Raw genomic sequence first — 21,903 nt, forward strand, 5'->3', positions numbered from 1 at the left:
AAGTTGGATTTTTTCATTTGAACTGTTCGGAAATTCCGAACAGTTCAAATTTTAATTCGTGAAAATTAGTGCAATTCGTGTTTAATCTTTTCGAAAACCACAGCCGTATTACAACCTCCAAATCCAGAAGCTGTCTTTAAAAAATACGTAATATTTGCCTCTTCATTTTTCTCAATAATATTAATAGCTTCACTTACACCAATTTCATCAAAACCTTTCGATTCAAAAAGTATATTTTGATTTACGGATTCAATCCCAATTACCGTTTCCAACAATCCCGAAGCGCCTAATGTATGTCCGTAAAATCCTTTTAAACTATTGATGGGAACGTTTTGTAAACCTAAACGATTTAATGCAATGGCTTCCATTTCGTCGTTGAACGGAGTTGCGGTTCCGTGTGCTGAAATATAATCGATTTTGCCAACTTCTATTTGGGCTTCTTTCAAAGCATTTTGAATACTTCTAAACAAACCTTCGCCCGTTCTTGACGGACCAGAAATATGATTGGCATCGTTTATAGAACTGTCTCCAATAACTTTAATTTTGGCGTTTTTGGCTTCCGCCGAAATTAAAACAGCAGCCGTTGCTTCGCCTAAACTTACACCAGTTCTGTTTTTAGAATACGGTTTACAAGGGGAATCGCTCATTGCCTGAAAAGAATTAAATCCAGACAAAACAAATTCTGAAACTTCATCGCCGGCAATAACAAAAACATTATCATACAATTCAGACTGAATCATTCTCTTCGCCACCGAAACAGCTAAAATTCCAGAAACACAAGCATTCGAAACTACGATAGGTTGTGTTTTGAATTGAAAGAAATCAGCAACATTTTGAGCTAAAACATCTAAATGAGCGCTACTGAAACTCTCTTCTGAATCTTCTTTTAATGCCGTAACATTTCCTTTTGTGGTCGAAAGTATAAAAGCAGTTTTTGAGTTTAATTCAACTCCTGAATTTTTGATAATTGGTTCTAAAGCCAAAATCATCATTTTTTCTAAACGAGTATATTTTGTTTCAGTGCTTATTTTTGCAAAAGCACTGTTTATTTTTTCATCATTAATAATAGAAGCATAAAATGGTATTGGCATTAAAGAAGCATCTTCATGCAATTGAATTCCAGAATCGCCACGAAGAATTGCTTCGATATTTGATTGAACATCAAATCCTAAAGGTGTGATACAATTGGTTTCGGTGATATATACTTCTCTTAACATTTTATCTTTATTTCTGGGCTTCTAAATAGCCCACAGATTTCACGGATTAAACAGATTTGCACGGATTTTTATTAATTTTTAATTCGTGAAAATTGGTTTAATTCGTGTTTGAATTTTTACTTTAACAATCCCACTTTTCGTTTCCATTCTTCATAGAAAGGAGGATTTGTAAGCATTAGATTTCCGTCGCCGTCTAAAAAAACCTGAACAGTTTCGCCAGTGCAGGCAACTTCGCCTTTTGCATCTATAATTCTAAAACGGTAAATCATTTTCGCTGCTGGAGTATCGACAACCGTTGTTTCTATAGTTACCACATCGCCGTAACGCAAAGACAATTTGTGTTCGCATTTCGATTTTACGATTGGTGTTGTATAACCTGTATTTCCAATATCCAGGTATGTAAGTCCGTGTTGGCGTCCAAACGCTTCACGTCCATCTTCAAAATAGGTAATATAATTGCCGTGCCAAACAATTCCAAGCGGATCAGTTTCGTTAAAACGAATTCTGATTTCGTGAGAGACGGTTAGGGCAGTGGCTTCGTTATACTGTTCTTTTCTTTTTGTCATAAAATAAGGCAATGGATGTTGTGATAATAAAGAACAAAAATAACAAACTTATTTTTGGGATGATTTCGAGGAAAGATACGTTGCGTAATAATACATCATAGAAAGCTTCTAATCCCCAATTCATTGGTGACGATTTTGCGATATATTGCATTATGGTTGGCATTGCAAAAACAGGAACCCAAACACCACCAACGGCGGCCAGAATAAGTACACTTGTTGCGCCAAAAGGTGCTGATTGTTCTTGTGTGCTTGCTACGGTTCCTAATAATATCCCGAAACCAATCGCAGCAAAACCAGAGAATAAAGCAACGACGCTCATTAAAAACAAATGACCTTCGATATTTAAAGAAGGTAAACCAATATGCGGAAATAAAAACACTGCAACGGCAACCATCATATAAAACTGAATCATACAAATGACAGAATAGGTAATGGTTTTACCAATTATCACCACCAGATTAGAAACCGGATTGGTCAATAATCGAACGAATGTTCCTTGCGATTTTTCTTTTACAATATTAATAGACAACGGAATCACGATAAAAAATATCGCGAAAAGTGTCCATGCCGGAACGTTGTGTTGTACGGAGTTTGGTCGAACTTCTTTGTTGTTTATTTTAGGGATTATTTCTTTGAAAGTAATAAAACTCTTTTGTTCGAATTCTATATTTCCTTCTCCTAATTGATTTTGAAAAGTTGTGTAAATTGATTTGGTTTCGATTTGAGCAATCATTTTATCAATCGAACTCATCACTGCATTTTTAAAACTCATTTGAACCGCAGGATCAAAATACAATTTCACTTCTTTTTCCTTGATTACTTTAGGTTTTTCGGTTTGTGCTGTACTATCCGTTTCTACTAAGCCCATTTTGCTGATTATGTTCTCAACATTCTGATCGATTTTGGTTTGCAAATCAACGCTTAGGTTTTTCGGAATTATAATCGCCAACTGAAATTTTCCTTTGTAAACAGATTCTTTCGCCACTTCTTCGGTAATAGGTTTATTGTCGATTTGAGTTACAACACCAAACAAATTACTTTTTTCGAGATTATCATAAACAGTTTTAGAAACAGAACCATTATCATTATCGACTAATAAAATAGGAATTTTATTATCGCTAATCGTTTTAAAAGTACTGTCTTGTATTAAAGTTACTGTGATTACCAAAACCAGCGGCATGATAAATAAAATAATTAATCCGCCTAAATCTCGTTTGAGCAGGAGGAATTCTTTTACAACCGACATCCAAATTTTATTGACCATCTCTAAAATCTTTACCGGTTAATGAAATAAAAACTTCTTCAAGATTTTGTGCTTTTTCTGTAGAAGCAATTAAATTTGATGGTGTTCCTTGCACAAAAATTCTGCCTCGATCGAGAATGGCGATATTGGTACAAAAATCTTCGGCTTCAGCCAAATGATGGGAAGTATATATAATTGTAGTTCCGTTTTGATTTAAAACTTTTAAATAATCGATAATCGCATTTTTAGATTGTACATCGACTCCAACAGTTGGTTCGTCTAAAAACAACACTTTAGGATTGTGTAAAATTCCGGCAATCAAATTGACTCTTCGTTTCATTCCGCCCGAAAAAGTTTCGATACGTTTGTCTGCAAATTTCAATAATCCCAAAAGATCTAAAGTTTCGATTACTTTATCTTTTAAGTAAGAACCTTTTAAACCGTACATACTCCCGAAATAATGCAGATTTTCTCTAGCCGTAAGAGTTGGATATAAAGCATATTCCTGAGGAACAACGCCTATGATTTTTTTAATTTTAGATGAATTATGCGTATAGTTTAAATCATCAATCGTAAAATGTCCTGAAGTTGGTTTTATCAATCCGCAGAGCATAGAGATTAAAGTGGTTTTTCCGGCACCATTTGGTCCTAATAATCCAAAAATCTGACCTTCATTTATTTCCAGCGAAACATCGTTCAAAGAATACTGGTCAGCATCTTTGTACTTTTTCGAAAGAGATTCTATTTTTATAATGGGTTTCAATATAGTTTAGCTAATGGCTTTTTTTAATTTTTTGAAAAAGATTTCTTCTCTATTGGCAATGCTCAAAAGTTCATCGGCAATGGCATTGTAAGCATCTTCTTTGGCACTTCGGTTTTTGTAAATTCTTGAAGCTTCAACGGCAAAATCTCGCCATGAATCTCCAATTAAAGTCATTTCTTTAGACAGTACTTTCAATTCTTCATTGCCTAAAATAACCGAAGCTTCTTGTAAAAAAGCAGCATATATAAATCGAAATCCTCCGCCACCTGTTCCTATTTCTTCCTGCATACGTACCATTTGCGCCAGATAATGATTGGCTTTTTTAGTTCCGTGTTTTACAGGCCATTTTCTAATTTGTTTCGATACGAATTTAATTCCGCGTACGCCAATAATAGGCATTGGCGCCAACATATCGCGACATGTATTTTTAATTCCTTTAATAATCGCACTTTTCAAGTCAACGGCTGCCGGAATCTGAATGGGATAATACATTTGTCCTCTTGGAGCAAAAGCGCCTTTGGCAAAACGTACTTTGTCTAATTCGTCGTGTGTTAAAGTCGTAACGGTTTCCATAACCGGATCACTGACTAAATAATCCGTTTCGGTTTTTCCGTAAACGACTAAATTGTGTGCGTTGAAATGAAAGCGATATTCATCCGGAAAATAACTCAAATGATAAACTCCAACTTGTAAACCTGTTGGAATATTGTTTTTTAAATTTTCGTCTAAGGCTTTGTTTGCATTTGCCGGAGAAGAAAACTTTTGTCTTTTTATTTTTAGATTTAAACGATTTGCCAGTTTATTAAAAATTTGTCCAGGCAAGGTTCTATAGCTAATTGCTGGTGCATGATTCACTTTTATGAAAGGCAAATACACGAAAAAAAGTCCAGAGCCAATACCAAAAACCATCGGTTCGCTGATGTTCAGTCCGTTGTTTTTTAACAAATTCGAAGCTACTCCATTTTCGCAATGAGCAGATTGATGATGTGTAAAATTAATTTGCATTACTCTGTTTTAATATTTTTTAATTCAGCTACCGAAATCTCAAAAGCTTCGGCATATTTTTTTAGGATCGAATCGCTTAGTTTGGCAAAAATGGCAGGTTTAAAATGTCTTTTTACGCGCCATTTCCACATTCCAACATAACTTGCCAGAATTGTAAGGTCCATTTTATTGACTTCCATATAATAACAAATCGGACTTACTTCGCCAATTTCGACTTGTAATTTTGCTTCGGCAATTCGCTCGTTTATTTCATCTATAGAATTAGATAATGCGATGGTTTTAGGTTCCCAACCAGTACTTAAAGTTGTAGTATAATCTCCATTTTCATCGGTAGCATACAAAAGTTCCTTAACGTTGTTTTTTGTTAAGTTGCTTTTGTCTTGTGGTACTTTTTCTTTTTCCATGACAGTTGTTATTTTCGATTGGAATTATTGTGGAACCGAAATTGTCTTTTGAATAAACAAATTAATTTCGCATTCTAAAAGTAATTTATGTCCCCATATACTTTCGCATTGCATTGTACATAAGGTATAATCGTCGCCGGTGAATTTAGAAACCAAAGTTGCTTTGGTAATAATTGTATCCCCAACTTTTGGAAGCAAATGTATTTTCAGGTTTTTTATTGCACTGATAAAACCAAGTACATTTACGTTTTCATTTTCTGTTCCGTCTTCGTCAAAAAAATACTTTTTGCCTACAATAGACGAGCAAGTTTGGGCGGTATTTTCTATTAAACCCGCTTCGATAAAAACGTTATTATCGATAAAAACATTATCTTCTTTTATCAGGAAAGTGGTCTCTACAAAATTCGAATCTATATCCAGAATTAAATCCACCATAAGCATTGGCGCCCGGTGCGGTAAGTAATTTTGTATATCGACTCCACTTTTCATTCCTGCTATCATTTCGCTAAAACAGTTTTCATTTGTCCGTTAGCAATTTCTTCATTATTTAAATATGTTACAATATCTACCAATGTAATTCCTGCAAATTCCTGCAAAATTGTTATTGTTGATTGTATCGTATCATTAATTTTTGGCAACTTTTTAATCTCAATTTCTTTGATCGAACCTATATATCCTGTTGGAGCTATTTCGTTTTTCAGAAAAAATTGATAACCGGTGTGCAAAGCCACAGATTGTGCCATATGTTCTATTAAACCTGCTTCCAGAAAAGTATCGTTGTTAAAAAATATGTTATCGTTTTTAATTTCTAAACCGGCAATTAAGGAGGTTTCTGTAAACGAATACATTTTATCGACCATCACAAAAGGAAACTTTTGCGGCAGTAAATTTTCGACAGCTTCTCTTTCTAAAAGTAATGTCGTCTCCATTAGCAAACGGTTAAATAAGCATATGCAAACGAGAATCTTCCACTTTCAGGAACTGATAAAAGAATACGATCTCCTTTTTTTAAATTTCCTGAATTCATCAATTCTTCCAGCGCTAGGTAAATAGAGGCTGAACCTACATTTCCTACTCTTGAAAGGTTCATGAACCATTTTTCATCAGCCATTCCAATTCCTTTTTCTGTTAATCCTTTCTTTAAACCTTCGACAAAAAAGTTAGAAGAAACGTGAGGAATAAAATAATCGACCTGATCTGAACTAATATTGTTTTTAGACATGGCATCGCTCATACTTTCAGCTCCTTTAGAAAGTATAAATTCGTCCAGTAATTTTACGTCTTGTTTAATGGCAAAAACTGATTCGTTTAACCATTGTTCCGGAGGATAATCGCTCCAGGATTTAATTTCGCCACTTTCTAATTTATCTCCACCAGCATACATGCAAGTTTCTAATTCGTATGCATACGAAAAAGCTTCCATCCATTCTATTTTAAGAGAAATTGTGCCTCTTGGTTTATTTTCTAATAAAAAAGCTCCGGCTCCGTCAGACAACATCCAACGTAAAAAATCTTTTTTGAAAGCAATAATAGGCTGCTCTTCAAGACTTTTTAGGTTTGCTGCTTCGTGGTTGTACATTTGGGCATTCAGCCAGCTTGAAACTTTTTCTGATCCTGTACAAATGGCATTTTGAGAGTTTCCAGATCTTACAGACAGGAAACCAAATTTTAATGAATTCATTCCGGCACAGCAAACTCCCGTTGATGAATTTAATTCTACCGATTTATTTTTTAATAATCCATGAACCATCGCAGCATGCGAAGGCAAGAAAACATCAGGTGTTGAGGTTCCGCATGAAAGTACTTCAAGATCTTGTGCCGTAAAGTTTTCATCGAACAATTGCACAACAGCATTTCGTGTTAACTCAGCATTATTATGCGTGCTTTTTCCTGTTTTATCTATGGCGTAATAACGACTTGTAATTTTATTATTGCGCAAAATAATGCGTCTTGCTTTAGAAGCGGCATCATTAATGAGTCCTAAATAGTCTTCCATCTCTTCATTAGAGACAGCTTCATTTGGCAAATACTTTGCGGCCTTGGTAATATATACTTCAAACATAATCTAATTTCGTCTTCTTAAACTCCTTGATAATATCGAGTTTCTTTTTTTATGGTTTTTAACTTAAATGGGTAGGTAATAAGGTGCAATATATATACTATTGGTGAGATTAACCATATTGCGAGGAATAAATAAACATTAAATACTTTAAGAAGCTGTTTTCTGTTTTTTTGATGTTTATAAATCAAATTTGACCATTTATTGAAAATTTTATTTGCCGTTTTATCCACAGTTACCAAATACGAACTGATTTTTACGGCACCAATTTCAAGTAATTTTGGTTGTAAATCTTCTAATTTATTCTGATTTAGCGCGGAAACAATGACTTCGCCAAATTTATTTGACTCCTGAATGTCTTTATCCGAAACTCCCGGTAACGGAAAAATTCCCAGATATTTTTTCTTAACTCCGGAGAACATCCATTCTACAATGGTGATTACACTAATTAAATTTCCAACGCGATCTACCAACGCCACATTACCAACTAATTGTGCATTAGCTTCTTTTAGTAATGTTTTAATTTTTTCCTGCGCCATAATCCACATATTACGGGAACCACTTATGGTAACAACGGGTGTATTATTCAGTATTTTTTTTGCATCATCACTTTTCAAAAATGAATTGATTGGGATTGATGGCGATAAATACCAAACCTGATAATGAAATAAAACCAAGTCAAATTTTGCATTTAAAATTGCTTCAGGAACAGGTTTTAGCGCTCTTGGAATTTGCAGGAAAGATTCTGGAAAAGCATCAAAAAAGGAATCTTTATCCCACGGAAAAGGGAAAGGTTTCTCTAATTGTATTTCGTGAAACGTTACATTTATCTCTTCTGAATTTAGAAAAGGCTTTGCAATATTGCGTGCAATCTCTTCTAATTGTCCGGATTGTGAATAATAAATAACAAGAACATTTTTCATTTGGGTGGATGGCTTTGGTGGTTGCGCAAAAATAAGTATTTTTTTTAAACGAATTTCCTTATTTTATCTGTTCGTTTTGTGTGAACCCAATCTGGCCATGTAGCAGAATCTTCGGCATCATAAATTCTGATTTTTTGATTTTCATCTTCAATCAATAAATCATCAGATGTACAGCCCAAGATAGCAGCAGCAGCGGCAAGACCGGAATACGTTGCTCCTGCAACGCCATGAGATAAGGTACAAGCTCCGCAAAGAAACAGATTTTCGATTTCGGTTTTGTTTTTATAGGAGAAAGGACCAACCTGGTTTAATGTTTTTTCGGTTCCGTAAACATTTCCTTTTGTCGAATTGATATAAAATTCATTGGTTTTTGGAGTTCCTAATTCTGCCTGAATAATATGTTGTTTGGCATTTGGGATTATTTTTTCTAGATTGTTCATCAGTTTATCAATGATCTTTTCTTTGAATATTTTATATTCTTCATTGTGATAATCGTCTAAACCATTAAAATCTTTGAGGTGATCGTAATTCACATACGTAACAATTTCGAAATTATGATAACGACCGTTAAAACTTGCAGGATCTTTTAGGGTTGTACAACTAATAAATACTGAAGGAAATGAATCTCCAGAATCAATATTACTACTCATTAAATCTTCGAAATTAGCATCGTCGTTTTCATCTTTCATCATCCAGAAATTTCCGGAATCGATATTATATAAGGTAACATCAATATCGAGTGTTAAAAATAGAATTAAGGAAGTAACGGAATATTTTGTCTTGTCGAGTTTCTTGAGAAGCGATTTACTTAAATGTTCTTTGTCGATTAAATTTAAATAGGTGATGGAAGGATCAGCGTTCGAAACAATATTTTTGGCTCGAATTTCCTCTCCATTTTCAAGCCTGATGCCAACTGCTTTTTTATTTTCGATAATGATTTTACGAACGTTTTGTTTTACGCGTATTTCTCCGTTATGTCTTTTTACGCCGTTTGTCATGGCTTTTACGATTCCGCCGCCGCCACCCATTGGGTAAAATCCGCCCTCAAAATAATGACTCATTACAGCACAATGAACCGGAAAACAAGCCCGAGCCGGAGGAAGTCCGTGATCGCCACACTGAATATTGAGAACTGCTTTTAGTTTAGGATCTTTAACGTGCCAGCCAATTACTTTTTTTAAAGGGAAAAGTGCAAATTTTCCGAAATGCTTGGTTCGGAATGGTACGGTAATATTCTGCCAGATTCCTTTTAGTTTCGGAATCAATTGCAATTCGTAACTCACTTTTTCAATAAGAGAAAGATATTCGTGAATGTTTTTTTCTTCGTGCGGAAAATGGGCAGAAAGTTTTTGTTTCAAATTTTCAACACCAGCCGGAAGATCAAAAGTTTCATTTCCAATCAAACAATGTTCGTAGGCATTTTTGTTCATCCTGAAAAAAACCATGTCGTTTGCAATTCCTAAACCGCGATACAATTCGTTGGTAGATTGTCCTTCTTCAAGTTGTCCAACATAATGAACGCCGGGACTAAAACGCTGTCCTTGCAAAGTAAAACTATGACTCCAGCCTCCGGGAACATAATGTTGTTCGAGTACCAAAACTTTTTGTCCGGCTCTTGCAAGACATATCGCAGTTGATAATCCTCCAACTCCGGAACCAATTATAATCGTGTCAAATTCCTGCATACCGTACTTTAAGAATTGTAAAGTATAAAAGAACGACTTTTAATTAAATGATTTTTACTTTTTTGCCACGAATTCACGAATTATTTTTTCAAACAGATTTAAAAAGATTTCAGCTGACAAGCACAGATTAAATTTAATGAGAATCTAAAATTGGCTTCGATTTTTAACCGCAAAGTCCGCAAAGTTTTTTATGCACATCAGATTTTATAAAAACACAAAGTTCGCAAAGCTAAATCAATACAAAGCTTTGCGAGCTTTGCGGTTTCTAAACATAATATTAGATAAAAAACTTTGCGGACTTTGCGGTTAAATTTACCCTTAATTATTTATTTTTATTTCAACTGATTCCAAAAATCAAAATAGTTAAACCATTGCAAAGGGTATTTTGCGAGCATAGATTCTACGCTTTCGATATAGGCTTTTAGCAACCCTTTTTCGTCACGATGTTTTACTACGGCTTCACGCGCGTAAAGATGATAATGCAGGTTTGGCTCTTTCATTACATAGACAAAAACTACCGGAACTTTTAATCTTGAAGCGATCAAAAATGGTCCTGCAGGAAAGTTAGCTTCCTCGCCAAGAATCTTTTCAGAAAGTGATTTGGTACCTTCAAAATAACGATCTCCGGTAAAACAAACCAATTCGTTTTTAGAAAGCGCGGCATTGATTTCGAAAATATGAGAGAGATCTTCTCTGATAATAATGAATTTAACGGTAGGTTTTTGGGTAACGCTTTCCAGATAATTTTTAATAGCAGAATGTTCAAGATCTGTAGTAACCAGATTAATTTGAAAATCGATGTCGATATCGCCCAGAAAATGTTCGGCGATTTCAAAATTTCCAATATGTGCGCTGATTAAAACGCCGCCTTTTTTTTCTGCCAAAAGGTTTTTCAGGATTTCAATTCCGTCAAATTCATAGGTAAATTTGTTTCGCATTCCTGCCGAAATGGAAATTTTATCAATGATAGTCTGCCCAAAAGTGTAGTAACTTCTGAATACCATTGTTTTAGATTTAAACCAGGAATATCCAAGCCTTTCTTTAAAATAATAAGAAATGGCTTTGTTGCTTTTCTTTAGAAATAGAAAATAGTATGAAGCAACAAAATAAAGTAAAACATAAGCAGCTTTAACACCCGCTTTTTTTATTAAAAAAACGAATATTTTATATCCTAAAACAGTGCCTTTTGATTTGCCATCCCATTTGCTCATTAAGCAGTTTTGGCTTTTAATTTGTTTTCGATAAGATCATAAAAACTTTGGAAAGAATCAATTCCGACGAAATCAACTTCTACCAGTTTTACACCAAAGTTGGCTTCGATTGAAACGACTAAATCAACATAGTCCAAACTATCTAACCCAAGTGTGTCTTTTAAATTAGCATCTGGCTCAATATCATCATTATCTACTTCAAACTCATCAACCAAAAAACCATTAATTTTTGCTATAATCTCTTCTTTATTCATCGTTCAATTTAAACTTTTTAACCACCAACGCAGAGTTGGTTCCTCCGAACCCGAAGGAATTGGACAAAAATATGTCAAATTTTTTGTTTAAAGTAGTTTTGACCAAATTTAATTTGGCAGCATCTTCATCAGGATTGTCCAAATTGATGTTTGGAGCGATGAAATCGTTCTGCATCATTAAGATAGAGTAGATTACTTCACTTGCTCCCGCCATCCAACATTCGTGTCCAGTCATTGATTTTGTTGAACTTACGTACGGATTTTTCTCACCAAAAACTTCAAAGATAGCTTTTGCTTCGTTGCCGTCTCCAACAGGAGTTGAGGTTGCGTGCGCATTTATATACTCAATATCTGTTGCTTTTAGTTGTGCATCATCAAGCGCTCGTTGCATGGCTATAGACGGGCCTTCGACATTAGGAGTTGAGATATGTCCTCCGTTTGATGAGAATCCGTAACCCACAACTTCGGCAATAATATTGGCGCCTCTTGCAATTGCAGATTCGTAACTTTCAAGAATTAAAGTAGCTCCGCCACCGCTTGGAATTAATCCGTCGCGATCAGCATCAAAAGGGCGTGAAGCTTTTTCAGGTTCGTTCTCGCGGGCTGAAAAAACACCTAAACCATCAAAACTGCTCATGGCAAATTTGTTGATTTCCTGAGCTCCTCCGGTAATGATAATATCCTGAAAACCGCTTTTTATTAAAAAATAAGCTAAACCTATAGAATGTGAACCGCTTGCACAAGCAGCACTTATGGTAAGATTGATGCCACGGAGTTTAAAAATCGTAGATAAATTCATCGTTACCGTAGAATTCATCGATTTAAAAATAGCGCCGGAACCTATTAATGCCGTGTCTTTTTTCTCACGAACAATATCTGTGGCGTCAATAATAGCTTTAGATACGCTATCATTTCCGTACATAATACCCACTTCGCGATTGTCAAAAAAAGCATCATCGATATTGGCATTTTTCAAAGCTTCGATCGTAGCCATATAAGCATACTCGGTTTCTTCACCAATGCTCATACGTTGTCTTCGGGTCAATAGGTTTTTTAAATCTGCTTTTGGGACCATTCCCGTAAGGGCAGATTGAAAACCAAATTCTTTTCTTTCAGAATCAAACTGAATACCAGATTTTCCGTTGTATAAAGATTCTTTTACTTCATCTAAAGAAGTTCCGATACAAGAATAAATTCCCATTCCAGTAATTACTACTCTCTTATTCATCGTCTTTCAAAGTAATTTTTAGTCCGTTAAGTGTAATTTTTTTTTAATTCGGAGGAGTAATTTCCTCTTTTATTTCCTCAGCCAAAGGTACTAATTCATTCTTTTTTGGTGTCGCCCAATAAAAGTCCCAACTTTTATTTTTCTTCAAGCAAGCTAAAATAAAATCACCACTACCAATATCTTTCATATATAATTTTTCACATTCATCAGTTAAACGATCAAATTTATAATTTTCACTCTCTGTTGTTTTTCTCCAGGGATTTTCAAGAGAAACTTCTTCACCAGAAATCATTACGGTTTCAGGTTTAGTTAATCGTGTAATAATAAATAATAAAAGTAGAATTGATGAAAAAGTGATTATTAGATATCTAGCTATTTTCATTTTTTTAATCTTAGTTTCTAAATTAGCACAAAATATTAAGAATAAATCCCTCCATTTATATTGATAATTTCTCCTGTAATGTAGCTTGCTTTTTTAGAAATCAAAAAGCTTACCAAATCTGCTACTTCTTCGGCTTCGCCAAAACGATTTACCGGAATTAGTTTTAATAATTCTTTCTCGTCAAGTTGGCTTGTCATATCCGTTCTTATAAAACCCGGAGCAACAGCATTTACAGTAATATTTCGTTTGGCAACTTCTTGGGCTAATGCTTTTGTAGCTGCTACAATTGCCCCTTTTGCTGCCGAATAATTGGTTTGTCCGGCGGTTCCTTTTACTCCTGAAACCGAAACTATATTTACGATTCGACCGTATTTATTGCGTAACATTTTTTGAATTAAAAACTGTGTAACATTAAAAAAACCGTTAACGCTTGTATTCATAACTCCGTTCCAGTCCTGAGGAGTCATCCACATAAAAAGGCCATCTTTTGTAATTCCGGCGTTGTTTACAATTGCTTCTACAATTGCTTCAGGATTAGCTTCCTGCCATTGTGTTAATGTTTTTTGTACTTCGTCAAAATTAGAAACATCAAAACCTAAGATTTCTCCGGTTGCGCCTAATTTTTGTATTTCCTGAAGTGTTTCTTCGGCAGCAGCTTTGTTCGACTGATAATTAATCAGAATATGGTAACTGGAATCAACAGCTAATTTTTTACAAATAGCACTTCCAATTCCTCTTGAACCGCCTGTTACTAATACACATTTCATTTGTAGAATTTATTTTTTATTGGCTAATATATGTTATTTCTTCTTTTTAGCTGCAGGTTTCGTCGCTGGTTTTGCGTCTGACTTTGCTGCCGGTTTTGTTTCTGATTTTGGCTTTTCAGCAACGGTTTCAGTTGGACTGTTTTTTTCTTTTGTTTGCGAAAAAAGTTCCGCATTTTCAAACCATTGGTTCCCTAATACAGTTCCGTCCGGTCTAAGAAATCCCCATTTTCCTTCGTTTTTTACCCTTGCAAGACCATCAATAAATCCTTTGTCCTGTTGTACAAAAAGAGCAATCACAAATCCGTTTGAAGTAATGGCGTATTGTGTTGGAATGATTAATTTTCCTGTTTCATTGATAAATCCCCAGTTTTTTTCTTTTACCGGAGCGATTCCGTTTGAGCTAAAAACTTCTGCATCACTATACGTTGGCGGAATAATAAATTCAGCTTTTGGGTTAATATATCCCCATTTAGAACCTACACAAACCGGAGCTAAGTTTTTAGAGAATGCTTTTGCTTTATCATAAATAGGTAAAATGGTCCAGTTTCCTTTTAAGTCAATGAATCCAATTTTTCCGTTCTTTTTAGCATAAGTCAAATCCTGAGTATCAAAATCCCAGATTTTTTCAGCACCATCAACCACAATAAAATTTCCGGAACTTACGATTCCAAAAGTTTTATCTTTTCTTGCCCACGTTGTATTTTTAAAATAATTACCTATTTCATCATACGCAGGTTCTACGACTTCTTTACCGGCAGTATTTATAATTCCCCACTTTTTATTGTTTTCAACTCTTGCAAAACCATTTTCGAATGGTTTGATCTGATCGTATTTTGGTTCCAGAACTACAGTCATTTTTGAGTTGATTAATCCCACTTTGTTTGCTTGTCTAAAAAAAGCAACACCGTTATTAAAATCAAATACTTTATCTGATGCCGGAGCTTTTTGAATTTCTCCTTTAGTATCAATATAAACCCAATCCTTATCTTTTTGTACGACTGCAATTCCGCTGTTAAAGTCTTTGGCATCCTTAAAAGTTGCCGGAATTACCCACGTTCCTTTTGTATCTATAAAACCCCATTTTCCATTGTCTTCAACAGCCGCTAAACCATCAGAAAAGCTTTTTGCAGATTTGTACTGAGGCTCAATTTTAAAGTTCCCGTCTTTGGATATATATCCAATTTTAGCGTTCTTTTTAACCAAAGCCAGCTCTTGACTATTAACAAATTGAATAAATAATACGAATAAAAAAATAAGTGGTTTTTTCATGATTTTAAAGGTTCAATATTAATAATGTAAAATAAAGTTTAACTGTTGATCAGATAATCTTTTACTTTTTGAACAAAAGGATACATAACCTGATCTTCTTTAAATGTAGGAATTATATTTCGAATATCACTATACCATTTTTTAGTAACTGATGAAATTTGGTCTTTTTGTGCTAAATAATCAATTGCCTGAACAATTGTGATCATTTCGATCGCTAAAACTTCAAATGAGTTTTCGATTACTTTTGCTGTAATAACCGCTGCATTTGTCCCCATACTTACAATATCCTGATTGTCGTTGTTGTTTGGGATACTGTGCACATACATTGGGTTAGACAACATTTGACTTTCGGCAGTTGTTGAGGTTGCAGTAAACTGAACACCCTGCATTCCGAAATTAAATCCTAATGTTCCTAAGTTTACGAATGGAGGAAGAATTTCGTTGATTTTTGAATTTAATAAATAATTCAACTGACGTTCTGCCAACATCGTTAATTTAGTAATAACAATTTTTAGTTTATCCATTTCAAGCGAAATATAATCGCCGTGGAAGTTTCCTCCGTGGTAAACATGTTTGTTTTTTACGTCTATAATTGGGTTGTCATTTGCCGAGTTAAATTCGTCTTCCAAAATAGAAGCCACATTCTTGATAGTTTCTAAAACCGGACCTAAAATTTGAGGTACGCAACGTAACGAATAATATTCCTGAACTTTTTCCTTGAAGATTTCCTCCGTGTTTTCGCCAGAATATAAATGGTCTTCTCTTTTACGGATCAAAGTACTGTCAGAAAGATTTTGTCTCATTCTTGCAGCAACTTCCTGTTGTCCTTTATGACGTTTGGTTTGGTTTAATTCTTCAGAGAAATGATCGTCATATGCCTGAACCAATTCGTTGATGGCGCAAGAACATTTTAAGGACCAGTCTAATAATTTATTTGCGTGATGCACATTTACAACTCCAATTCCGGTCATTACAGATGTACCGTTTATTAAAGCAAGACCTTCTCTAATTTCTACCTGAATAGGTTTTAAGCCTTCGATTTCGAAAACTTCCTGAGTTGGTCTTCTGTCTCCTTTATAAAAAACTTCGCCTTCGCCTATTAAAACTAATGCTAAGTGTGATAATTGTACTAAATCTCCGCTGGCACCAACACCACCATGTTCAAAGATAAGAGGTGTAATATCTCTGTTGATCAATTCTGCCATTAAATGAATTACTGACGGATGTACGCCGGAATTCCCTAATGATAAAGTATTTAATCGAGCCAAAATTGCTGCTTTTGCACAAACTGGGCTTAAAGGTTTCCCGGTTCCTGAAGAGTGGCTTCTAATTAAATTGTATTGTAACTGAATTTGATCAGACTCTTTAATTCGGTATTGCGCCATTGGCCCAAAACCAGTATTTACTCCGTATATTACTTTGTTTCCTGAAAATTCTTTCAAGAAATTGAAGCTTTCGTTTACTCGATTTAAAACAATATCGCTAATGACAACTTTGTTATTTCCAAAAATAATGGACTCGAATTCTGCTAGACTTAAATATTCATTAATTGTATTCATTAAACTGGTTTTGATTGTGCTAATTTAATTTTATTTATCAAAATAAATGTAGTTATTTTGATGATGGCAAATGTAGGCTAATAATTGATAATATTTTTAATATGATAAAGGAGTTTGTTGATGTTTTAGTGATTGGTGCTGGACCTTCGGGATGTGTGTCAGCATCTTATCTTCATAAAAACAATGTTAAGATAAAAGTTGTTGAAAAAACTAAGTTTCCAAGGCTTGTGGTTGGCGAAAGCTTAATACCGCGAGTAATGGATCATTTTGCTGAGGCTGAGCTTTTTGAAAGTCTTGATGCCATGAATTTTGAGAAAAAATTAGGTGCTCGTTTTATTAGAGGAGAAGAAATTTGTGTTTTTGATTTCAGCAAAAAATTTGGCGAAGGCTGGGATTGGACCTGGCAAGTGCCACGTGCTGATTTTGACAACACTATGGCACAGGAAGTGATTAGAAAAGGAATTGATCTTGAATTTGAATCAGAGGTATTAGAAGTTTCTTTTGAAGGCAAAAACTCTAAAACAATCGTAAAAGATAAGGACGGAAACCTAAAAGAAATCCACGCTAAATTTATTATCGATTCCAGCGGATACGGGCGTGTTTTACCAAGACTTTTAGATCTTGATACGCCATCAAAACTAGATCCGCATTCTTCGATATTTACACACGTAAAAGATATTAACAGAGAAGAAGGCGAGGAAGGAACTCAGATTTCTTTTGATATTCTGGAAACCGAAGTTTGGTTATGGGTAATTCCGTTTTCGAATGGTAATACGAGTTTAGGCGTTGTAGGTCCAACAGATTTTATTAATTCTCTATCCGAAAATAAAGACAATGCTGAGGCTTTACGAAACGCCATTCAAAAATCTGATTATTATATCAAAAGGTTTAAAGGAACAGAGTTTTTATTTGAACCGGTAAAACTGGAGAATTATTCAAGAGCAGTAAAAAGAATGTACGGAGATGGTTTTGCCTTAACCGGAAACAGCTCTGAATTTTTAGATCCTGTTTTTTCATCCGGAGTTGCTTTTGCTACAGAATCAGGAATGCTGGCGGCAAAATTATACATCAAAGAATCGCAGGGAATTGAAGTAGACTGGGAAGTTGAATTTACAGACTACATGAAACGCGGAATTGCTGTTTTTACCACTTACGTGAAAGAATGGTACACCGGAAATCTTCAGACATTATTTTTCCACCAACCAGAAAATCCTGATGTAAAGGAAAAAATATGCTCGGTTCTGGCAGGTTATGTTTGGAATGAGGAAAATCCATTTGTGAAAAAACACGATAATGTGATTAAAAATATGGCTTACCTTTTGAATATGGAAAGTGAGAAAAATAAAAAAACCTTGTAATTACTACAAGGTTTTTTTTAATGCATAAGTTTATTCTTGAATTTCCAAATTTAAGTATGGGGTTAAATCTAGGAACATTTGTCTTGTGTCTTCATTTTTATCTTTATCAGATAAAAATATAAATCCCATTTTTTCATAAAATCCTAATGATTTTTTATAGGCATCAACAGTTATTAATTTACAAGCACAATTGGTATTATGGTCTATGCTAAAAGAAATTATATAATCAATAATCTTTTCGCCAATACGTTGTCCTTTTTTATCTTTACTTACAGCTAATCTGCCAATTTTTATCGCAGGAATATTTTTAAGATGTCTTTTAGGATGGGAAACCAAATTTGAAAGAAATTTTTTCAAAGCATTTTTGGAATTAAAATTACTTTCTTCAATTGTTAGACTATCATTAAATATACTATAGTATGCAACAGTACTACTTTTATCTTCAAGAATGTAAGTTGTAGCCAGTAACTCTGAAGAATAATATTTTGCTTTTGAAAAAAGAAAATCATTTAAATCCGCATCATCTTTATCGTCACCGCAGTTAAAGTCATTTATTAGAGTATCGGCTTTCAGTTCAATTAATGAGTAGTTACTTAATGGCATTTTTGTATTACTTCTTTAAAATAGCTTTAAACTGATTTGCAGTTTCTCTAATTTGCATTATACGTGCTGTACTAACTTTAGAAGTCTTATTTTCTTCAAGTTTTTTATAAAAAACAGCAGCATCTTTGCTTCTTAGTACAGGAGTTATTTTAATTGGCTTGGCCATAATATTTATTATTTGATTAAAACACATTGTAAATGTGTTACAGAATTATGTAAGATAAATCTGCCGTACAAAGGTAAGCATTAAATTTAATAAAACAATTGAATTATGAAGCAGTTAAGTATAATTACTAATATGTCAGATACTTGTATATATTAAATTTACATCTTTTCTTTCAGCTTGAAAAAAACATATTCATAATCCATACAAACAAAAAAAAGACTACCAAAAAATGATAGTCTTTAATCTTCAAAAAATAATATAGTAAAAAAGTATACTACCAGAATTTTACATATAATGCTACAATAATCAATAATGTAATTACGATTAAAACTGTAGTTTGTGGTTTTACTTTAAACATTTCAGAGTCTATTTCGAACGCTTTCGGATTTACTTTTGGTCCTGCAAAACTAATTCCAATCATTGCTAACATCGTAAAGAAGAATGATAATCCCATACAAATGTGAAACGGAATTTCGAATCCTCCTTTTCCGTTATTGTAAGCTGTATATAATAAGGTTTCGTTTCCAAATAATGCCGGTGCGTATTCGTTGAATAATACTGATAAAACAAATCCTAAAATTACACCTACAATTGCTGCAGTTCCAGTTGTTCTTTTCCAGAACATACCAAGGAAGAACATGGCGAAAACTCCAGGGCTAATAAATCCAGTATATTTTTGGATATAGGTAAATCCTCCAACTCCGCCAATTCCTAGGATATCATTCCATGTAAATAATACAGCCAAAAGCATTGCTGCAAAAACGGCAATTCTACCAATGTTTACCTGTTGTTTTTCACCCGCTTCTTTCTGGATGTATTTTTTATGAATATCTAATGTATAAATAGTAGAAATACTGTTTACTTTTCCGGCTAACGATGCTACAATTGCAGCTGTTAATGCCGCTACCGAAAGTCCTTTTAAACCTGTTGGCAAGAATGTCAATACAGCAGAATATGCTCCGTCTTTTCCTCCAACCAGTTGAGGTAAATGTCCGTTTTTGTATAAAACAAAAGCAGCAATACCCGGTAACATTACGATTAATGGCATTAATAATTTTAGCATACCGGCAAATAAAATACCTGTACGGGCAGTTTGCAAATCTGCACCCAAAGCTCTTTGTGTAATGTATTGGTTACAACCCCAATAGTTTAAGTTGATGATCCAGATACCGGCAAGGTAAGACATCAATCCCGGGAATGTTAAGTATTTATCGATATCAAGTTGAGATGATGTTGCAGTAGGTTTTGGGATAATCATTTTGAAATGCTCAGGCGCTTCTCTCATTAAAACCTTGAAACCTGCGATTGCATTTTCTCCTACTCCAAAATATTGTCCAACAGTTGTAAGTGCAATATATGAAGTTACCAAACCTCCAATAATCAAAACAGCAACCTGAATAACATCAGTATAAGCGACAACTTTCATACCTCCTAACGAGATAAATAAAGCAAATATGGCTAAACCAATCATGATTACGTGCAGATATTCTCCGCCGGCTAAACCATTAATAGCAACTGCTCCTAAATAAAGGATAGAAGTTAAATTTACAAATACATATAAAAACAACCAGAAAACCGCCATGATCAATGCAGTAGATTCATTATAACGTGTTTTTAAGAATTGAGGCATCGTGTAAATCTTATTTTTAAGATATACCGGAATAAACCAAACCGCTACGATAATCAAAGCAACAGCAGCAAGCCATTCGTATGCAGCAACGGCGATTCCTAAAAAGAAACCCTCACCACTCATCCCGATGAATTGCTCAGCCGAAATATTTGAGGCGATTAATGATGCTCCAATAGCCCACCAGGTTAAGTTTCCTTCGGCCAAAAAATAGGCTTTAGCATCTTGTTCGTCCTGTTTACGTTTGCGGTAAACAGTATAACCGTAGACAGAAACTACGATGAAATAAATAATAAAAACCGCATAATCTGCGAAAGCGAGGTTCTGGTTCATTGTTAGTAGTATTTTAAATATTAGTATAGGTGATTGTTTGTTTATTGGGGTTTAAAATATGATATGTATTTTTATTTTGTTATTTTTTTATCAAAAAATAGCAAAAGCCAAAAGTAAAATAAATAATTAAAAAACAGCACATACAAATGTGATATTTACATTTATTGGCAAATTTATGCGTTAATTTTAGAGTAGTTATTTTTACAAAGACATATATGTTAGTTATTTAATATTTAATTTATAATGTACATCTGATTGCTGTCTTAAAATTTCGGCACTTTTTTCAGGTGTAATATCTCGTTGTGATTCTCCTAACATTTCATAGCCAACCATAAATTTCTTAACCGTTGCTGAACGCAATAATGGCGGATAAAAATGCATATGAAAATGCCATTCCGGATGCTCTAAACCATCTGTTGGCGATTGATGAATTCCGGATGAATACGGGAATGATGTACCAAATAAGTTATCATACTTAATGGTTAACTGCTTTAAAATTTTAGCAAAAGCGGTGGTTTCTTCAGCAGTAAAAAGAGTAATTTTATTAAGTCTTCTTTTGCTGATAATCATGGTTTCGTAAGGCCATGTTGCCCAGAAAGGAACTAATGCTACAAAATGATCATTTTCGATAACAACACGATCGCCGGTTCTTAATTCTGCCTGAAGATAATCTTCAAGAAGCGTTCTGTTGTTTTTATCAAAATAAGATTTCAGGCTATTTTGTGTTTTTTCGACTTGGGTTGGCAAAGACGATTGCGCCCAAATTTGCCCATGCGGATGCGGGTTGCTGCATCCCATAACACTGCCTTTATTTTCGAAAATCTGAACGTGATTAATATATTTTATATTTCCCAGATCAGTATATTCTTTTTGCCAGGTTTTAATAATGTTTTCGATCCCGTCAATTTCCATTTCCGGTAATGTAAGATCGTGCCTTGGCGAAAAGCAAACGACTCTTGAAATTCCCTGTTCAGGTTTTGCTTTAAAAAAAGTATGTTTTATGTCTTCTTCAAAAATAATTTCGTCCTGCTTCATGGCAGCAAAATCATTTTCGAACACAAAACTGCCTTCATAGTCAGGATTGTTTTCTCCGTTTGCACGAACATTTCCCGCACACAAATAACAAGTTGCGTCGTGTTTTGGTAATGTTTCAGTTGTAATAGTTTCGTTTTGTCCTTGCCATGGGCGTTTTGCACGATGAGGTGATACTAAAATCCATTCATTAAGTAAAGGATTAAAACGTCTGTGAGGATCTTCGTTAATGTCAAAATTTTTCATTGT

General features: G+C 34.3%; 23 protein-coding genes. 1 reads left to right on the forward strand and 22 read right to left on the reverse strand.

Features of this window, described 5'->3' with window-relative positions:
• Window positions 1–65 precede the first annotated feature (65 nt).
• The 18 genes from ASF10_RS00360 to hutH all read right to left on the reverse strand — a co-directional run bounded on the left by ASF10_RS00360 (window position 66) and on the right by hutH (window position 16,535).
• Window positions 66–1,217: a beta-ketoacyl-[acyl-carrier-protein] synthase family protein gene (locus tag ASF10_RS00360; RefSeq protein ID WP_056243817.1), complete on the reverse strand. Its 1,152-nt coding sequence runs from the start codon at window positions 1,215–1,217 to the stop codon at window positions 66–68.
• Between the two features lie 116 nt (window positions 1,218–1,333).
• A complete protein-coding gene (locus tag ASF10_RS00365) occupies window positions 1,334–1,783 on the reverse strand; it encodes an acyl-CoA thioesterase (RefSeq protein ID WP_056243820.1) in 450 nt (149 codons plus the stop codon).
• Window positions 1,758–3,047, reverse strand: a complete 1,290-nt coding sequence (locus ASF10_RS00370) for an ABC transporter permease (RefSeq protein ID WP_056243822.1) — start codon at window positions 3,045–3,047, stop codon at window positions 1,758–1,760. The genes ASF10_RS00365 and ASF10_RS00370 overlap by 26 nt, the downstream gene beginning before the upstream one ends.
• Complete coding sequence (locus tag ASF10_RS00375) at window positions 3,037–3,789, reverse strand: ABC transporter ATP-binding protein (RefSeq protein ID WP_056243825.1); 753 nt, start codon at window positions 3,787–3,789, stop codon at window positions 3,037–3,039. Before ASF10_RS00375 ends, ASF10_RS00370 begins: the two co-directional genes overlap by 11 nt.
• 6 nt (window positions 3,790–3,795) lie before the next feature.
• Window positions 3,796–4,794, reverse strand: a complete 999-nt coding sequence (locus ASF10_RS00380) for a BtrH N-terminal domain-containing protein (RefSeq protein WP_056243828.1) — start codon at window positions 4,792–4,794, stop codon at window positions 3,796–3,798.
• Entirely contained in the window at window positions 4,794–5,198 is a 405-nt protein-coding gene (locus ASF10_RS00385) for a hypothetical protein (protein WP_056243830.1), read from the reverse strand. Before ASF10_RS00385 ends, ASF10_RS00380 begins: the two co-directional genes overlap by 1 nt.
• A gap of 24 nt (window positions 5,199–5,222) precedes the next feature.
• Complete coding sequence (locus ASF10_RS00390; RefSeq protein ID WP_056245505.1) at window positions 5,223–5,687, reverse strand: hypothetical protein; 465 nt, start codon at window positions 5,685–5,687, stop codon at window positions 5,223–5,225.
• Window positions 5,688–5,695: 8 nt separating this feature from the next.
• The gene (locus ASF10_RS00395) at window positions 5,696–6,127 is read right to left on the reverse strand and encodes a hypothetical protein (protein WP_056243833.1); all 432 of its coding nucleotides are present in this window, start codon (window positions 6,125–6,127) and stop codon (window positions 5,696–5,698) included.
• The gene (locus ASF10_RS00400) at window positions 6,127–7,260 is read right to left on the reverse strand and encodes a beta-ketoacyl-ACP synthase III (protein WP_056243836.1); all 1,134 of its coding nucleotides are present in this window, start codon (window positions 7,258–7,260) and stop codon (window positions 6,127–6,129) included. Before ASF10_RS00400 ends, ASF10_RS00395 begins: the two co-directional genes overlap by 1 nt.
• Window positions 7,261–7,277: 17 nt before the next feature.
• A complete protein-coding gene (locus ASF10_RS00405; RefSeq protein ID WP_056243839.1) occupies window positions 7,278–8,180 on the reverse strand; it encodes a hypothetical protein in 903 nt (300 codons plus the stop codon).
• Window positions 8,181–8,224: 44 nt separating this feature from the next.
• Complete coding sequence (locus ASF10_RS00410) at window positions 8,225–9,865, reverse strand: phytoene desaturase family protein (protein WP_056243842.1); 1,641 nt, start codon at window positions 9,863–9,865, stop codon at window positions 8,225–8,227.
• A 332-nt stretch (window positions 9,866–10,197) separates the two neighbouring features.
• Window positions 10,198–11,076 (reverse strand): lipid A biosynthesis acyltransferase, encoded by an 879-nt coding sequence (locus ASF10_RS00415; RefSeq protein ID WP_056243845.1) that lies wholly within the window; start codon window positions 11,074–11,076, stop codon window positions 10,198–10,200.
• Window positions 11,076–11,330: an acyl carrier protein gene (locus ASF10_RS00420; protein ID WP_056243848.1), complete on the reverse strand. Its 255-nt coding sequence runs from the start codon at window positions 11,328–11,330 to the stop codon at window positions 11,076–11,078. The genes ASF10_RS00415 and ASF10_RS00420 overlap by 1 nt, the downstream gene beginning before the upstream one ends.
• Entirely contained in the window at window positions 11,323–12,558 is a 1,236-nt protein-coding gene (locus ASF10_RS00425) for a beta-ketoacyl-[acyl-carrier-protein] synthase family protein (RefSeq protein WP_056243851.1), read from the reverse strand. The genes ASF10_RS00420 and ASF10_RS00425 overlap by 8 nt, the downstream gene beginning before the upstream one ends.
• Before the next feature lie 43 nt (window positions 12,559–12,601).
• Window positions 12,602–12,940 (reverse strand): hypothetical protein, encoded by a 339-nt coding sequence (locus tag ASF10_RS00430; RefSeq protein ID WP_056243853.1) that lies wholly within the window; start codon window positions 12,938–12,940, stop codon window positions 12,602–12,604.
• Between the two features lie 35 nt (window positions 12,941–12,975).
• Complete coding sequence (gene fabG / locus ASF10_RS00435; RefSeq protein WP_056243856.1) at window positions 12,976–13,707, reverse strand: 3-oxoacyl-ACP reductase FabG; 732 nt, start codon at window positions 13,705–13,707, stop codon at window positions 12,976–12,978.
• A 33-nt stretch (window positions 13,708–13,740) separates the two neighbouring features.
• The gene (locus tag ASF10_RS00440) at window positions 13,741–14,976 is read right to left on the reverse strand and encodes a WG repeat-containing protein (protein ID WP_056243859.1); all 1,236 of its coding nucleotides are present in this window, start codon (window positions 14,974–14,976) and stop codon (window positions 13,741–13,743) included.
• A gap of 38 nt (window positions 14,977–15,014) precedes the next feature.
• Window positions 15,015–16,535, reverse strand: coding sequence for a histidine ammonia-lyase (hutH, locus tag ASF10_RS00445; protein WP_056243861.1), 1,521 nt, complete (start codon window positions 16,533–16,535; stop codon window positions 15,015–15,017).
• Window positions 16,536–16,636: 101 nt separating this feature from the next.
• On the opposite strand from hutH, the gene ASF10_RS00450 reads away from it, so the two are divergent.
• Window positions 16,637–17,893, forward strand: a complete 1,257-nt coding sequence (locus tag ASF10_RS00450; RefSeq protein ID WP_056243862.1) for an NAD(P)/FAD-dependent oxidoreductase — start codon at window positions 16,637–16,639, stop codon at window positions 17,891–17,893.
• A gap of 30 nt (window positions 17,894–17,923) precedes the next feature.
• Here the strand turns inward: ASF10_RS00450 and ASF10_RS00455 are convergent, their stop codons facing one another.
• The 4 genes from ASF10_RS00455 to ASF10_RS00465 form a co-directional block, all read right to left on the reverse strand.
• On the reverse strand, window positions 17,924–18,496 hold the full coding sequence (locus ASF10_RS00455; protein WP_056243866.1) for a GNAT family N-acetyltransferase: 573 nt from the start codon (window positions 18,494–18,496) through the stop codon (window positions 17,924–17,926).
• A 7-nt stretch (window positions 18,497–18,503) separates the two neighbouring features.
• Complete coding sequence (locus ASF10_RS24305; RefSeq protein ID WP_198529559.1) at window positions 18,504–18,662, reverse strand: hypothetical protein; 159 nt, start codon at window positions 18,660–18,662, stop codon at window positions 18,504–18,506.
• Window positions 18,663–18,936: 274 nt separating this feature from the next.
• Window positions 18,937–20,622, reverse strand: coding sequence for a sodium/sugar symporter (locus ASF10_RS00460; RefSeq protein WP_056243868.1), 1,686 nt, complete (start codon window positions 20,620–20,622; stop codon window positions 18,937–18,939).
• 222 nt (window positions 20,623–20,844) lie between these two features.
• Window positions 20,845–21,900 carry a UDP-glucose--hexose-1-phosphate uridylyltransferase gene (locus ASF10_RS00465; RefSeq protein ID WP_056243870.1) on the reverse strand — a complete coding sequence of 352 codons (1,056 nt, stop codon included), beginning with the start codon at window positions 21,898–21,900 and terminating at the stop codon, window positions 20,845–20,847.
• Window positions 21,901–21,903 lie beyond the last annotated feature (3 nt).

It is taken from the genome of Flavobacterium sp. Leaf82, assembly GCF_001422725.1.
GTDB lineage: Bacteria > Bacteroidota > Bacteroidia > Flavobacteriales > Flavobacteriaceae > Flavobacterium.

What these genes read in the sequence shown, in the direction of transcription:
- ASF10_RS00360 (WP_056243817.1), bottom strand. Translation starts at nt 1,217, where the DNA reads ATGTTAAGAGAAGTATATATCACCGAAACCAATTGTATCACACCTTTA.
- ASF10_RS00370 (WP_056243822.1), bottom strand. Translation starts at nt 3,047, where the DNA reads ATGGTCAATAAAATTTGGATGTCGGTTGTAAAAGAATTCCTCCTGCTC.
- ASF10_RS00450 (WP_056243862.1), top strand. Translation starts at nt 16,637, where the DNA reads ATGATAAAGGAGTTTGTTGATGTTTTAGTGATTGGTGCTGGACCTTCG.
- ASF10_RS00455 (WP_056243866.1), bottom strand. Translation starts at nt 18,496, where the DNA reads ATGCCATTAAGTAACTACTCATTAATTGAACTGAAAGCCGATACTCTA.
- ASF10_RS00365 (WP_056243820.1), bottom strand. Translation starts at nt 1,783, where the DNA reads ATGACAAAAAGAAAAGAACAGTATAACGAAGCCACTGCCCTAACCGTC.
- ASF10_RS00465 (WP_056243870.1), bottom strand. Translation starts at nt 21,900, where the DNA reads ATGAAAAATTTTGACATTAACGAAGATCCTCACAGACGTTTTAATCCT.
- ASF10_RS00405 (WP_056243839.1), bottom strand. Translation starts at nt 8,180, where the DNA reads ATGAAAAATGTTCTTGTTATTTATTATTCACAATCCGGACAATTAGAA.
- fabG (WP_056243856.1), bottom strand. Translation starts at nt 13,707, where the DNA reads ATGAAATGTGTATTAGTAACAGGCGGTTCAAGAGGAATTGGAAGTGCT.
- ASF10_RS24305 (WP_198529559.1), bottom strand. Translation starts at nt 18,662, where the DNA reads ATGGCCAAGCCAATTAAAATAACTCCTGTACTAAGAAGCAAAGATGCT.
- ASF10_RS00415 (WP_056243845.1), bottom strand. Translation starts at nt 11,076, where the DNA reads ATGAGCAAATGGGATGGCAAATCAAAAGGCACTGTTTTAGGATATAAA.
- ASF10_RS00400 (WP_056243836.1), bottom strand. Translation starts at nt 7,260, where the DNA reads ATGTTTGAAGTATATATTACCAAGGCCGCAAAGTATTTGCCAAATGAA.
- ASF10_RS00425 (WP_056243851.1), bottom strand. Translation starts at nt 12,558, where the DNA reads ATGAATAAGAGAGTAGTAATTACTGGAATGGGAATTTATTCTTGTATC.
- ASF10_RS00390 (WP_056245505.1), bottom strand. Translation starts at nt 5,687, where the DNA reads ATGAAAAGTGGAGTCGATATACAAAATTACTTACCGCACCGGGCGCCA.
- ASF10_RS00460 (WP_056243868.1), bottom strand. Translation starts at nt 20,622, where the DNA reads ATGAACCAGAACCTCGCTTTCGCAGATTATGCGGTTTTTATTATTTAT.
- ASF10_RS00440 (WP_056243859.1), bottom strand. Translation starts at nt 14,976, where the DNA reads ATGAAAAAACCACTTATTTTTTTATTCGTATTATTTATTCAATTTGTT.
- ASF10_RS00420 (WP_056243848.1), bottom strand. Translation starts at nt 11,330, where the DNA reads ATGAATAAAGAAGAGATTATAGCAAAAATTAATGGTTTTTTGGTTGAT.
- hutH (WP_056243861.1), bottom strand. Translation starts at nt 16,535, where the DNA reads ATGAATACAATTAATGAATATTTAAGTCTAGCAGAATTCGAGTCCATT.
- ASF10_RS00430 (WP_056243853.1), bottom strand. Translation starts at nt 12,940, where the DNA reads ATGAAAATAGCTAGATATCTAATAATCACTTTTTCATCAATTCTACTT.
- ASF10_RS00380 (WP_056243828.1), bottom strand. Translation starts at nt 4,794, where the DNA reads ATGCAAATTAATTTTACACATCATCAATCTGCTCATTGCGAAAATGGA.
- ASF10_RS00385 (WP_056243830.1), bottom strand. Translation starts at nt 5,198, where the DNA reads ATGGAAAAAGAAAAAGTACCACAAGACAAAAGCAACTTAACAAAAAAC.
- ASF10_RS00395 (WP_056243833.1), bottom strand. Translation starts at nt 6,127, where the DNA reads ATGGAGACGACATTACTTTTAGAAAGAGAAGCTGTCGAAAATTTACTG.
- ASF10_RS00410 (WP_056243842.1), bottom strand. Translation starts at nt 9,865, where the DNA reads ATGCAGGAATTTGACACGATTATAATTGGTTCCGGAGTTGGAGGATTA.